We start from the raw sequence: 12303 nt of genomic DNA, 5'->3' as shown, positions 1-12303 counted from the left end.
AGGTATATAAACTTATATAAAAAATGACTTTTGGAATAAAAAAAATATTTTGATGTTATAATATATTTATAAAATCTGTAAGGTATAATTAATTTGAAGTTTGATATTATTATTGGAGTGTCCAACATAAAATTGTTGGCAAACAGAACTATTATTATTGCAGTTTGTTTTTGTTAAATTTTTAGTTTTAAAGCTTAAAAAGATTTGGCTTTTTTATTTTGATTTACAACAAAGGGGAGGATTAACAACTTTAATATTTAATATTTTATATTTTAAAACGATCAGATTGAAATATCGTATACTGAAAGTTTTTTGAAGACTATTTTTATTACTCAGACTTACTCACTATCGGTTTCAATATTTAAACAAATCATTCAAGGTGAATATTTTTTTATCTTTTAATCCTTTTAATTTTTTTACAATTTTCAGAAAGGCGATCGCTGTGATGTATGCATCTCCCATTGCGGTGTGGCGGTCTTTTTTGGAGATGTCAAATTTATCAGCCAAATCATCCAAAGCATATTTTTCTTTTCGCTCCAAAAGATTGGACATAATGAGTGTTTTTTTGTAAAGAAAAGCTGTATCCAATGTTTTGTTGGTTAATTGGGGCAGACCATTTCGTTCCAAAGCACGATTTATCATCGTGATATCAAAAATAGTGTGATGGGCAACGATAATAGAATCTCCCAAAAAAACCAAGAATTGTTGTAGCGCTTCAAGTTCATCGGGTTTATCCATAACCCAATCTTTCAGAATTCCATGTATTTGAGCGCTGGTTTTATCGTAATATTCCTGATGGATATAAATTTCAAAACTGTCTGGGATCGAAATTACACCGTTTTGCAAGCTGACAGCTCCTATGCAAAGTATTCGGTCATTGTCAAAGTCAAAACCTGTAGTTTCAGTGTCTAAAACAACAAAACGAGTATCATCAACACTTTTAAGTAGTGATTCGTCTATTGATTTTTTTTGAATTTTAAAAAAATCAAATATTCTTGTTTTGCTTTTTTCAAAAAAGTTACTCATTACAATATATTTGATGAATTAAATCGGATGCTGATAATTTCTTGAATCTCTTTGATGGTTTTAAAGGCACTCTTTAGCTTTATTTTTTCCAGCTTTGTAAGATCTCCCAAAGCAATGTATTGTCCTGAATCATTGTGCAAAAGTCCTTGTTTGGTTCTAAATCTAAGGAGTGTTCTGTATGAATGCGAACAGGCCAAATATAATTCCCTGTTGTGTGGTTCAAGTTCGGCTAATTTCTCAAAACGCTCGGGAGTATTGCTGATTGATTTTACGGAGTGTGACAGAATTAATACCCTTGCAGCATCGCTCAAAGGCATTAATGCTCTTCTTTTTAGGTCAAATGTATCTTTGTTTGCTCCGTCCTGTTCCAATAAAAATCCTCGGAAAAAACCTGTTGGAGAAGGACTTTGCAAAGCACCACTTACCAAATGAATATAAAAGACAGGATTTGCTTTTATGTCATCCAGAATAAAATCGGATAAGTTTTTTACTATTTCACTGTCTCCATAAGAAAGACTATAATCAAAGAATATGAACGAAAGCAAGACTTCGTCTTTTCCGGTATCGGTAATCCATTTATGGACTAGATTTTTCCATTCTTCAAGGCTTAAGCACCACTTCGGATTGGATGCCATCATTTCGGCAGGGCAATAATCATAACCAATTTCTAATAATCCTTTGTTTACATGTGTTGCCAGCTCTAAGAAGTAATTTTTAGTCTTTTCTTTTAATTCTTCCGCGACATCCTCATAAACCAACGCATTGTCTTGGTCGGTCTGTAACAATTGCTCGCTACGTCCTTGGCTTCCCATTGCTAACCATGCAAATTTTACCGGCGGTGGTGTAAGCATCTTTTTTAGTGAAATGGCGATGACTTGCTGAATACAGGCATCATTCAATTCGGTTATGATTTTGGAAGTAAGCTCAATAGGGATTTTTTGGTCGATATAGCCTTGCAATAATTGCATGATGCTAACTCGTACTGGTTTAATTTCTTTAACTTTTTTTGCCCTTTTTATAGCTTTTATCAATACAGATGGATTATTTCCTAGGGAAACCATAACATCTTGTTTGGAAATAATTCCTATTGCTTTTGTGTTTGGTGTGCCATCTTTAGTAAGACATATATGACTGATGTTGCTTTTCATCATCGCCATTTGTGCTTGAGTTATGGTCAGTTTTTTGGAATAGGTAATAACTGGACTTGTCATTATTACCGATGCTGGTGTGGTGATGGGATATTCACCGGTTACAATTTTATTTCTTAAATCCTTATCGGTAATAATCCCAATTGGGAGTTTGTTCTCTTCTACAACAAGTACGGCTCCGACATTTTTTTTAATCATTTTCTCTGCAATTTCTTTTGCAGTAGTTATGGCCGAACAGGTAACTATTTTTTTAGAATATTTTGCTGGATGAATGTCAAATAATTTGGCGTCAGGATTAAAATTATCTTCTCCTGGATTATCGCCATATAATTTACCTCTGTGGCTTTGAGAGTAAGGATTTTGGGTGTTTGATGCAAAACTTTGTATCAAGAAATTCCCAACCGATTCGTTTTGTAATGCATAAGGTCTGAAAATAGTAATCGGAACAGCGTAAAGTATGGTTTCCTCATAGGCTCTAGCTTCCATTTTGTAATTTTCATTTGCGATAAGTGGTCTCAAACCAAAGATATCTCCTTCATCACACATATCAATGATTTCATTTTTAGAACCTTTTCTAAGTGCAATAGCTCCTTTGTGAACCACATAAAATGAACTGTGGGTTTCTTCATTTTCGGCAAAAATCACACTGTCTTTTTCTTTATAAATAATAGATATTTGTTCCGACAGAAGCTCAATATCTTTTTGATTTAAAAAGGTAAAAGGAGGGAAGTTCTTTAAAAAATCGGCAACTCTATGCGAAATGGTATTTTTCATCGGTACTATTTTGAAACTTATTTTATAAACAAAAACACAGCTCCTTTTGGGTAGCTGTGCTCTTGTTTTATTTTTTTGATTTAGTTACTCTCATGTTTATTATTTCCACAAATAAAGAAAAGGAAATGGCAAAATATAAATATCCTTTTGGAACCGGAGTTACATGACTTCCAAAAATAAGGGCATTGGCCAAATGAGCACTTTCAGTCAACAGCATGAATCCTATCAAAATCAAAAAGGATAACCCCAGAATTTGTATCGACGGGTGTCGGTTTACAAAATTCCCCACAGGAACTGCAAACTGCATCATAATTAAAACAGATATGACTACCGCAGTAATCATAATGATTAAAGCGCCTTGAACACCATTTGTCATTCCCACAGCAGTTAGAATACTGTCAAATGAGAAAACCAAATCGATCATTATTATTTGCAAAATAACACTCTGAAAAGACTTCTTTGCGGCTTTACCCAATTCTTTTTCTTCGTGTCCTCTGTCATCTACTTTCTCTCTAATTTCATTAGTACTTTTATAAATCAGGAATAAGCCTCCCAATAGTAAAATAATACTTTGTCCCGTAACTCCGGCCTGTAACCAACTCCAGTCAATCGTAAACCAGGGCTTTTTCATCTGGATTAAAAAATTAATTCCAAACAAAAGAGCTATTCGCATGAACATGGCCAAAAACATTCCTATTTTGGTTGCTTTTTTACGGTCTTCAATGGGTAATTTTCCTGTTGCAATAGAGATGAAAATGATATTGTCTATACCTAAAACAATTTCAAGAAAAGTCAATGTTAATAGGGCAATCCATGCGTCGGGATTCAAAAAAACTTCCATTCTAAATATTTATGGGGGTTAAAATTATGATTTTTTGCAGTGTGAATAGTAAACAAAAATTTTAGTCTGAAATTTTGACTACAGTTCCTTTTTGTTTGGTAGCAATACCAACCATTCCAAATTCAAAGGTATAGGAATTTTTTGTAGTTGTCAAAATTTTCATGTCGATAGCTTTCTCTTCGGCCTTGTTTTTCGGGTGTTTTTTCTGCAAAACATATTCACAATCATTCACCCAGCGAATCGTAGAAGTATCCGTTTTTCCCTCAAAAGTCTCAATTTCAATACTGTCATTTCGCTCAAAGACCGTAGTTTTTTTAACGCCGTTAATTTCGTAATCAAATTTAAATTTCCCGGTTTTAAAATTGGCGCAGTTGCGTTCCGCATTATAGCAGGACATCAAAAGCAATAGGGGAGCAAGCAGTACAATTCTTTTCATTTATTTGGTGTATTTCGTTTTTTATTTGGGCCTAATCCAGCTGTCCGTTTCAACTCCTCGTCTCGTTGACACAATTTTTAAGTGTTTGCAAGAGCTTCTTTTAGTCGCTTTGCAAACACAAAAAATTTAAGTCAACCAGACTGCGGGGTTTTCACTTCCATCTGGGGCATTTAAGTTTAAAAGTTTAAAAAAGTTTAAAGGTTTAGAATTTAGGATTATCATTGATATTGTCATTGCTATTGCCATTGATTTTTATACTCTATTTCATTCTTCTAAATTCTTCTTCAGTAAAATTTCTAATTGATTTTTCCTGTGCAAATTTATCGGCGTTGTAATTGGCCGATTTATTTTTGGGAATCGAAAGGCTATTCCATTCCTCTTTTTTTAATTGTTTAGCATAAAAAACAATTTGACCAATATGATACGGATAGTGCGCCAATTGTCTGTTGATGGCTTCAATAACAGTATGGCCTTCATTTCTGATATAAATAATTTGAGAAAGTTGTTCAGGTTTTAAGCTGTTCAGAGCTGAAAAAAAACAATCCCAGCCCGCATTCCAAACAGTCAAAACTTGTTCTTTTGTCTGCATGTCGTTTTCAAATTCGCCATCTCTGTTTCTCGTTTCTTTTTCTCCATCGGTAGTAAGGAAATCAGTCCAACGCGACAGCATATTCCCGGAAATATGTTTTACAATCACCGCAATGCTATTGGTGTCTTCATTTACAGATACAAAAAGTTGTTCTGGTTCTAGTTGTTCCATCGCTTTTTCTCCAAGCATTTTATAGTAGAGAAACTGTTTTTTTACGCTTTCAAGGTAGGAAGTAGTCGCATCCATGATTACTCAATTTTAATATCGTATTTATCTAAAAGGCCTGCAATTCCCTGACTGGAAAATTTGGCTTTCTTCATTGGGTTGAATTCGGGATCAATCTTATAGTTATATGCAGTTGTAAAATTGGCTCCAGCCAAAATGGTGTCGTTAAAAATGGCATTGTCCAAATTACAGTTTTCAAAAACCGATTGGGTCAAATTAGTCCCGATAAAAGAAACTTCTTTCATCGAGCACGAATTGAATTTGGTTTTGGGCATTTTTTTATTGGCAAACGAACAATAATCCAAAACAGAATCCTGAAACTGAACACTGAATAAAAAATCTTCGCAGGTATGAAAAGCAATTCCCAAGAGTTTACAATTTCTGAAATTTACCGTTTTCATGCTGGTATTGCCCAACTGAATCATCGATAAATTGCTGTCAATAAATTCACAATCCATAAATGTTGTGTTGGAGAAATCACTATTGGAGAAATCGCAATTTTTGAAAGTGCAATCTTCAAATTCGCGGTTGTTGACTTTTTTGCCAATATAAATGACTTTGTCGAATGTTTTTTGAACGTGAATGAAATCTTCCATTAGTCGTTAAATATGCCTTTCATTATTATTTTTAAACCTGAGAACATTAAATACATTGATACAGCACAAAGGATGATTCCAACAATTAAAACCAAATAATGCCAATTGATATGTTGGTTCATAAATGCATTGTAAATTATGGTAGGGCCTATAAACATTAGCGGGATAGCACCAGCTATGTATTTTATGCCTTTTGCCATGAGATCTTTATTTGCCATTTGGACTTAGTTTTTAATTTTTTGCTTTAATTGATTTACTGTTTGTTGTAAAAATCAACTGCTTTTCTGACGCTTCCGTTTGCTTTTAGTAATTCAGCGGCTTTTTCATAAGTCACAGGAATTTCTCCCATAATCATTTTTATGCCGCGGTCAACGAGTTTATTGTTGCTCAATTGCATATCGACCATTTTGTTTCCTTTTACTTTTCCTAGCTGAATCATCGTTGCAGTGCTGATCATATTCAGAACCAATTTTTGTGCAGTTCCGGCTTTCATTCTGGAGCTTCCCGTTACAAATTCAGGACCAACGATGACTTCAATTGGGAATTTAGCTGTTTGCGAAAGCGGACTTCCGGCATTACAGGAAATACTTCCGGTGCTGATGTTTTTGTCATTACACGCTTGTAAACCGCCAATAACATAAGGTGTGGTTCCAGAGGCAGCAATACCTATAACCACGTCCTTTGCATTGATATTGAATTCCTGTAAGTCTGCCCAAGCTTGAGTAGCATCATCTTCAGCGTTTTCTACGGCTCTACGAATGGCTTTGTCTCCACCGGCGATGATCCCGACAACCAAATCAAACGGAACGCCAAAAGTGGGAGGACATTCGGATGCATCGACAACACCTAAACGTCCAGAAGTTCCCGCTCCGATGTAAAATAACCGTCCGCCGAGTTTCATTTTGGCAACGATTTCGGTTACCAGTGCCTCTATTTGTGGCAAGGCCTTTTCGACAGCGAGAGGTACTGTTTTGTCTTCGTTATTGATATTGAAAAGTAATTCCTGAACAGACATTTTTTCTAAATGTTCGTATTTGGAAGATTGTTCAGTAGTTTTTGTGAAAGTCATTGTTCTGTTTTAAAATTGGCAACTTTTTGTGTGTCGGTAAAGTTAGGGAATTTTAAAACTTATCTATTCTGTGTTAAATGAAAAAAAACTGCAATAAAATGAATATTTTATTTTAGAAAAAGTGTTGTGGCTTTCTTGAAATTTGATTTAAAAAAGATCTACTTTTATCAAAAAGTCAATCTTTACTATTTGTATTACACACTTTTTAGAAATGTGTCTTCTTCGCTTTTGCTATTGTCTTCTTTTGCTTCTTCCTCCTCATTCGATTCAATAAGCTTGTTATGTAGGCGTTCTGCCATTTTTTCGATACTATTGGTAATTGAATCACAAACCAATTCCATTCTGCGGTGTTTTTCTTCTTTGACGGCTCTTAAGACATTTTCAACGAAAATTTTGTCGTATTTCTCGGCAACAGAATCCCGTGTATTGGTCATTCGTATGACCGAATCATTGCTGAAAATCGTAACTCTAAAATGTTGCTCTTCGTTGCTTAAATAATATTTCCCACCTAATTCATCACAATTGATATCTGTTGCGCTAATTTTTAATAGCTCAGTAATAATCCCAAAAATGTGATTTTCAATTTTAGTATATTCTTTAGGCTTCTTTTTGAAAAAATTAAACATGTAAAAAGATTTTCGGGTAATTTTCTATCATTGTTTTTCTGTGAGTTTATTAGGATTTTACAATCTTTTAAAGGCAGTAATTTCCTAATTTTTTATACAGCAAATTAACAGTAATGTTTTTAATAATGCAAATTATTTAAATTAATAATGCATTAATTTGAAATTGGAGAAAGGGATAAAAGGTTAAAATCTAGTTCTATATGAGGAAACAAAGGGGAGCTTATATCAAATAGGCCAAGAAAATTCCAATTACAATCATCGAAACTTTGGCTATATTGAATTTGTGCCCTTCGCTGCTTTCAAAAATGATAGTTGATGAAATATGGAATAAAATACCTATTACTACAGCTGTAATCTCGGAATAATAATCATTTAATTGAGGAAGAATGTCTGATACTAAAGTTCCCAGTGGTGTCATGACCGCAAAAGTGATCATAAATAAAAAAATTGCATGTTTATTAAGACTAGAACTAATGAAGAAGGAAGTCAAAATAATGGCAATAGGTAAATGGTGAATTGCTATTCCGATTGCCAAATCATGGTGATGGCTTACAGGAAAACCTTCTAAAAAGGCATGAATGCAAAGGCTGATGAACAATAACCAAGGGATTTGGTACATTTTGGAATGGCCATGTACATGACCGTGCTCGGCTCCTTTGGAAAAAAATTCTAATATGATTTGGAACAAAATCCCCAACATTATAAAAATTCCAATGTTGTGGTTTTTGCTTTCATATACTTCAGGAAGTAGGTGCATTACGGTAAGCGAAAGCAAAAACGAACCACTAAACGCCAATAATAGTTTAAGAGTGGTTTTGTTTTTTGGCTTTAGAAATAAAGCTATGAAATATCCAAGAAGTACTGAAAATAGAGGTAATAAGTAATTCATGTTTTTTAATCGTTTAAACTTTTGATGCCTATTTAAAAATCATAATCAATCTTTCGCTTTCTGTTTTGTGGAATTTTCTCAGTTTATAATCGCCAAAAATATCCAACAAAAAGATTCCAGCTTCTTCCATCATTTCTTCAAAATCTTTAAGGGTTAAGGCTTTTACTTTTTCGGTAAAATGATAGTTGTGTCCTTGGTCTTCAAAGTCAATTTCTTTGAAAATATGACCATCTTTGAGGTAGCGTTTGATATGGAAATCGATTCCATCAACATGTTTAACTTCTTCGGGAACCAGATTATTTAAAACATTGGTTACATTCATAAAATCGATTACGGCAAAACCGTATTCGGTCAGGCTTTCTTTGATGGCTTTTAATGTAGTTAAGTTGTCCTCATCTTTTTCGAAATAACCAAAACTGGTAAACAAATTGAAAATGGCGTCAAATTTATCATCAAATTTTTCACGCATGTCGTGAACCTGAAAATGTAGCGTTGCATTCTGATTTCGATTGGCTTCTGCAATACTATTTTCTGATAAATCGGCACCTATAACATTAAAGCCTAATTGGTTTAGATAAATAGCATGTCGGCCTTTACCGCAAGCGAGGTCAAGTACTTTGGCTTTCTCAGGCAAATTGAGGTAATGGGTAAGGTTGTCCATAAACAACTGTGCTTCCCTGTAATTTCTTTCTTTGTAAAGGATATGGTAATAAGGACTGTCGAACCAAGAAGCAAACCAGTTTTCAGGATTATAATTTTGATTTTGTGTTTTGTTATGTGCAGAATCAGACATTTATTCTTTTTCATTTAATTTGAGTCCCGCAAATTTAGTGTATTTTTGCCGAATATTAATGATAACAATTCCTCCATTTGGGAGGTTAGGCGGCTATGGAGAATTTTAAGATGATTGCCAAAACCTTTTTTGGTTTTGAAGAAATATTGGCAAAAGAACTACAAATGCTTGGTGCGCAGGATGTGGAGCAGGGGGTGAGAATGGTGAGTTTTAAGGGAGATAAAGGATTTATGTATAAGGCAAATTTGTCTTTACGCACGGCTTTGAAGATTTTAAAACCCATTTATTCTTTTAAGGCGAGGGATGAAAAAGAGTTATACAGAGGAATTCGAGGGACGAATTGGTCAAAATATATCAATGCCAATCAGACTTTTGTGATTGATACCACAGTTCATTCTACCTATTTTAATCATACAGAGTTTGTTTCTCAAAAGTGTAAAGATGCAATCGTGGACCAGTTTCGTGAAAGAACAGGTCAGCGTCCAAGTATTGATAAAGCTTTTCCGGACTTAAAAATAAATATTCATATTGATAAAGACCAAGTTTCGGTAGCTTTGGACACCTCTGGTAATTCATTGCACCAACGAGGTTATAGGACTGCGACTAACATTGCACCAATAAATGAGGTTTTGGCAGCTGGTATTTTACTGCTTTCGGGTTGGGATGGACAATGTGATTTCCTTGACCCAATGTGTGGTTCGGGGACATTTTTAGCCGAAGCGGCGATGATTGCTTGCAATATTCCTGCGAATATCAACCGTAGGGAATTCGCTTTCGAGAAATGGAATGATTGGGACAATCAATTGTTTGATCAAATTATGGATTCCCTGATGAAAAAAGTTCGCGAGTTTCACTACACTATAAAAGGTTATGACAAAGCTCCATCTGCGGTTCAAAAAGCCAAGGACAATATGAGAAATGCCAATCTGGATGAGTATGTAAAGATTGAGGAGCAAAACTTTTTTGATACTGAGAAAACCTCACAGGGTAAATTACATATTGTTTTCAATCCACCATATGATGAGCGATTGGATATTCGCACTGAAGAATTCTATAAAAATATTGGAGACACACTCAAGAAAAATTACCCAGGAACAAATGCCTGGTTTATCACTGGAAATCTGGAAGCCTTGAAATTCGTGGGATTAAAACCTTCGCGAAAAATCAAACTTTACAATGGAAGCATCGAAGCCCGATTGGTCAAATACGAAATGTATGAAGGAAGCAAGAGAACAAAGTTTCAAAATGTTTCTGAATAGCTAGTTCTTAATTATAGAATGTAATCCCGATAGTTTCTTAGACGAAGAAACTATCGGGATTTTTATTTGGTATTTTGATCGTTTTATAAATTATTAAGTGATTCTTATTAGTCTGTCTATTTTATAAACTTTTTATATTATTGTTTAAAGACATTATCATTTAGATTCTTTAAAAACCATTGATAAAAATTCTCATAAAAAATTCCACTAAATAAGGATAAAAAAACTACAGTTATAGGTTTTAAGGTCACATTTTCGCTTGTCAAGATCACTGGAATGGTATAAGAAACTCCTAAAATGATCAAACCAATTATGCCTCCCTGACAGGGTATTAAAAGGAGATTTGTTTTTTTGTGCAATAATGTTTCATTTTTTATTGAATCATTTATTATTTTCCCAATGGATCCAATTATGCCAAAGCAAATTGCTGTTATAATAAAGTTCAATGCAGATGGTAATCTATCATAATAAGGATAGAAATCTAGTATTAAATCTTGTTGTTTTGCTGATTCCATTACTTCTTTGTTGTAAAACCTTATATTTTTATACAATATTTCTTTTTTTTGAAGTGTTAAAGCTTTTTCATATTGTTGTTCATTATCAAGTACTATAAAACCGCCTGAGCCAAAATATAAAGCTCCAAAAAATAATATTGTTATAATCGTCGTTTTTATCATGTTTTTTTATTTAAAAATGCATTTATATTCAGAACATAATTTTTTCATTTCTTGCATATTAGTTGCACAATGGCCCGGATTATGATTTGAGCAGCAGAATTCTATTAATTGTTCTATTGGAGAACTTGTACTATTCTCAATACGATTTTTTAATTCCTCATTTGTTTTTTTTAGAGATTCATTTTCTATTAAAAGGCGTTGGTTTTCTAATGAAATATTTTCTTTTTCGTAAAAGATTTTATTTAGATTTTGAGTTGAAGAATTTAATAAATCTTGTGTTTCCTTATTCCTAGCTTCTAAAGCAGCGTATTCTTTTTTACTCACACAGGATGTAAAAAGTATATAAATCAGTATTAATGCAAAAGATGTTTTTTTCATAGTTTTATTTTATCCAATTTAGTGGTAAAAAGACATTAATAAAAAACGAATTTAAATGGTATGACTTATTGCCGCATAGTATTTTAGGGCATAATCTTTTATTAAGTCCCATTTGTCTAAGCCATTGATTATTTTTCGGGCGTTTTTCCAGTCTTCTATGTTTTGGTTAAAAAAAGTAGATAGTTTTGCGCCTGTAAACCAACCTTCGGTCATACCAAGGAACATGATTTTGGTAGCATTGGAAATTTCCATGACACCAGCTGCATTATGCAGAAAGTCCTGATTGAGTTTTTGCCCGGCCAAATCATAATTTTCATACTAAGTGAGTTGAACAAATCCACGCCCATAAAAAATCTCTGAAGTGTCAGTATAAGGTATATTATTTCTGTTTTTGTCTTTGGCCATTTTCAGTCGGTTAGCATAAGGTCTTCCTTTTCCTTTTCCCCATTCTTCTATAGGTTGCATAGTGCGACCAGTCTCGTGATGTGCTGTGGCCAGCATATAAGCAAGCCATCGATCGTCATTATGTGAATAACTAGTGTCCCATTCGTCTAGAATTGTTGTCAATCCATTCACTTGTTTGGTATTTAAACTTCCGCCAAATAGCGTGTTTCTTGCCTGATCGAAGAAAAATTTTCTATTTATCATGATTTCTAAATTATTAATGCTGTAGTTATTACGTTTTCTAAAACTTTAAAAGCGGCGTTGGCAGCATTTTGCGCCATTACTTTGTTGACAATTGCAATGGAATGCAATTCTGAGGTTAATATTTCTTTTTCGTCTGCTAATCTTTTTTCAAAAAAATCGTTGTCTATGGCTCCTGTTATTCGCATGTTTGCTAGCAATTCCAGACGATCTTTTTTGCTTTGGATAAAATTGTTAGCTGATTTTTTGACCACACTCCAGTCGTCTTTGACTGAACCTTTTATTGCGTTGAGCATATCTGCTAGTATCTCGTTAATGTCTAATGTCATGAT

Annotated in this window: 17 protein-coding genes; 1 reads left to right on the top strand and 16 read right to left on the bottom strand. The window is 33.8% G+C overall.

The genetic code is table 11. The features are described from left to right. Positions 1–354: 354 nt before the first annotated feature. The 11 genes from OZP12_RS16750 to OZP12_RS16700 form a co-directional block, all read right to left on the bottom strand. Positions 355–1026, bottom strand: coding sequence for a 3'-5' exonuclease (locus OZP12_RS16750; protein WP_281226210.1), 672 nt, complete (start codon positions 1024–1026; stop codon positions 355–357). Beyond that, complete coding sequence (locus OZP12_RS16745) at positions 1026–2948, bottom strand: DUF294 nucleotidyltransferase-like domain-containing protein (protein WP_281226209.1); 1923 nt, start codon at positions 2946–2948, stop codon at positions 1026–1028. Before OZP12_RS16745 ends, OZP12_RS16750 begins: the two co-directional genes overlap by 1 nt. Before the next feature lie 67 nt (positions 2949–3015). Beyond that, the gene (locus tag OZP12_RS16740) at positions 3016–3789 is read right to left on the bottom strand and encodes a TerC family protein (protein WP_281226207.1); all 774 of its coding nucleotides are present in this window, start codon (positions 3787–3789) and stop codon (positions 3016–3018) included. Positions 3790–3850: 61 nt separating this feature from the next. After that, positions 3851–4225, bottom strand: a complete 375-nt coding sequence (locus OZP12_RS16735; protein ID WP_281226205.1) for a DNA topoisomerase IV — start codon at positions 4223–4225, stop codon at positions 3851–3853. Positions 4226–4484: 259 nt separating this feature from the next. Beyond that, complete coding sequence (locus OZP12_RS16730; protein ID WP_281226204.1) at positions 4485–5060, bottom strand: DUF1572 family protein; 576 nt, start codon at positions 5058–5060, stop codon at positions 4485–4487. Positions 5061–5062: 2 nt separating this feature from the next. Then, positions 5063–5635, bottom strand: coding sequence for a pentapeptide repeat-containing protein (locus tag OZP12_RS16725; protein WP_281226203.1), 573 nt, complete (start codon positions 5633–5635; stop codon positions 5063–5065). After that, positions 5635–5853: a DUF6095 family protein gene (locus OZP12_RS16720; RefSeq protein ID WP_281226200.1), complete on the bottom strand. Its 219-nt coding sequence runs from the start codon at positions 5851–5853 to the stop codon at positions 5635–5637. Before OZP12_RS16720 ends, OZP12_RS16725 begins: the two co-directional genes overlap by 1 nt. Before the next feature lie 35 nt (positions 5854–5888). Beyond that, the gene (murQ, locus tag OZP12_RS16715) at positions 5889–6704 is read right to left on the bottom strand and encodes an N-acetylmuramic acid 6-phosphate etherase (protein WP_281226199.1); all 816 of its coding nucleotides are present in this window, start codon (positions 6702–6704) and stop codon (positions 5889–5891) included. A 194-nt stretch (positions 6705–6898) separates the two neighbouring features. Beyond that, positions 6899–7330, bottom strand: coding sequence for a hypothetical protein (locus OZP12_RS16710; RefSeq protein ID WP_281226198.1), 432 nt, complete (start codon positions 7328–7330; stop codon positions 6899–6901). A gap of 220 nt (positions 7331–7550) precedes the next feature. Continuing rightward, positions 7551–8219, bottom strand: a complete 669-nt coding sequence (locus OZP12_RS16705) for a ZIP family metal transporter (RefSeq protein ID WP_281226197.1) — start codon at positions 8217–8219, stop codon at positions 7551–7553. Between the two features lie 28 nt (positions 8220–8247). Next, positions 8248–9012, bottom strand: a complete 765-nt coding sequence (locus OZP12_RS16700) for a class I SAM-dependent DNA methyltransferase (protein WP_281226196.1) — start codon at positions 9010–9012, stop codon at positions 8248–8250. 95 nt (positions 9013–9107) lie between these two features. Between OZP12_RS16700 and OZP12_RS16695 the strand changes: the two genes are divergently transcribed. After that, on the top strand, positions 9108–10271 hold the full coding sequence (locus OZP12_RS16695) for a THUMP domain-containing class I SAM-dependent RNA methyltransferase (RefSeq protein ID WP_281226195.1): 1164 nt from the start codon (positions 9108–9110) through the stop codon (positions 10269–10271). A gap of 137 nt (positions 10272–10408) precedes the next feature. On the opposite strand, the gene OZP12_RS16690 is transcribed toward OZP12_RS16695, so the two are convergent. From OZP12_RS16690 to OZP12_RS16670, 5 genes are all read right to left on the bottom strand, one after another. After that, a complete protein-coding gene (locus tag OZP12_RS16690) occupies positions 10409–10948 on the bottom strand; it encodes a hypothetical protein (RefSeq protein WP_281226194.1) in 540 nt (179 codons plus the stop codon). A gap of 6 nt (positions 10949–10954) precedes the next feature. Further along, positions 10955–11326, bottom strand: coding sequence for a hypothetical protein (locus tag OZP12_RS16685; protein WP_281226193.1), 372 nt, complete (start codon positions 11324–11326; stop codon positions 10955–10957). 51 nt (positions 11327–11377) lie between these two features. Next, positions 11378–11578: a hypothetical protein gene (locus OZP12_RS16680; RefSeq protein WP_281226192.1), complete on the bottom strand. Its 201-nt coding sequence runs from the start codon at positions 11576–11578 to the stop codon at positions 11378–11380. Between the two features lie 66 nt (positions 11579–11644). Next, positions 11645–11974, bottom strand: a complete 330-nt coding sequence (locus OZP12_RS16675) for a hypothetical protein (protein ID WP_281226191.1) — start codon at positions 11972–11974, stop codon at positions 11645–11647. A gap of 5 nt (positions 11975–11979) precedes the next feature. Continuing rightward, positions 11980–12300 carry a hypothetical protein gene (locus tag OZP12_RS16670; RefSeq protein WP_281226189.1) on the bottom strand — a complete coding sequence of 107 codons (321 nt, stop codon included), beginning with the start codon at positions 12298–12300 and terminating at the stop codon, positions 11980–11982. Positions 12301–12303 lie beyond the last annotated feature (3 nt).

This window comes from Flavobacterium aquiphilum (assembly GCF_027111335.1).
Lineage (GTDB): Bacteria > Bacteroidota > Bacteroidia > Flavobacteriales > Flavobacteriaceae > Flavobacterium > Flavobacterium aquiphilum.
The sequence above is the reverse complement of the archived record's forward strand: the minus strand, read 5'-3'. Positions and strand labels throughout refer to the sequence as shown.

Coding starts and splice junctions, on each gene's coding strand:
- OZP12_RS16735 (WP_281226205.1), bottom strand. CDS start 4,225: ATGAAAAGAATTGTACTGCTTGCTCCCCTATTGCTTTTGATGTCCTGC.
- OZP12_RS16740 (WP_281226207.1), bottom strand. CDS start 3,789: ATGGAAGTTTTTTTGAATCCCGACGCATGGATTGCCCTATTAACATTG.
- OZP12_RS16720 (WP_281226200.1), bottom strand. CDS start 5,853: ATGGCAAATAAAGATCTCATGGCAAAAGGCATAAAATACATAGCTGGT.
- OZP12_RS16685 (WP_281226193.1), bottom strand. CDS start 11,326: ATGAAAAAAACATCTTTTGCATTAATACTGATTTATATACTTTTTACA.
- OZP12_RS16675 (WP_281226191.1), bottom strand. CDS start 11,974: ATGATAAATAGAAAATTTTTCTTCGATCAGGCAAGAAACACGCTATTT.
- OZP12_RS16695 (WP_281226195.1), top strand. CDS start 9,108: ATGGAGAATTTTAAGATGATTGCCAAAACCTTTTTTGGTTTTGAAGAA.
- OZP12_RS16710 (WP_281226198.1), bottom strand. CDS start 7,330: ATGTTTAATTTTTTCAAAAAGAAGCCTAAAGAATATACTAAAATTGAA.
- OZP12_RS16745 (WP_281226209.1), bottom strand. CDS start 2,948: ATGAAAAATACCATTTCGCATAGAGTTGCCGATTTTTTAAAGAACTTC.
- OZP12_RS16680 (WP_281226192.1), bottom strand. CDS start 11,578: ATGGAAATTTCCAATGCTACCAAAATCATGTTCCTTGGTATGACCGAA.
- murQ (WP_281226199.1), bottom strand. CDS start 6,704: ATGACTTTCACAAAAACTACTGAACAATCTTCCAAATACGAACATTTA.
- OZP12_RS16670 (WP_281226189.1), bottom strand. CDS start 12,300: ATGACATTAGACATTAACGAGATACTAGCAGATATGCTCAACGCAATA.
- OZP12_RS16730 (WP_281226204.1), bottom strand. CDS start 5,060: ATGGATGCGACTACTTCCTACCTTGAAAGCGTAAAAAAACAGTTTCTC.
- OZP12_RS16705 (WP_281226197.1), bottom strand. CDS start 8,219: ATGAATTACTTATTACCTCTATTTTCAGTACTTCTTGGATATTTCATA.
- OZP12_RS16690 (WP_281226194.1), bottom strand. CDS start 10,948: ATGATAAAAACGACGATTATAACAATATTATTTTTTGGAGCTTTATAT.
- OZP12_RS16750 (WP_281226210.1), bottom strand. CDS start 1,026: ATGAGTAACTTTTTTGAAAAAAGCAAAACAAGAATATTTGATTTTTTT.
- OZP12_RS16700 (WP_281226196.1), bottom strand. CDS start 9,012: ATGTCTGATTCTGCACATAACAAAACACAAAATCAAAATTATAATCCT.
- OZP12_RS16725 (WP_281226203.1), bottom strand. CDS start 5,635: ATGGAAGATTTCATTCACGTTCAAAAAACATTCGACAAAGTCATTTAT.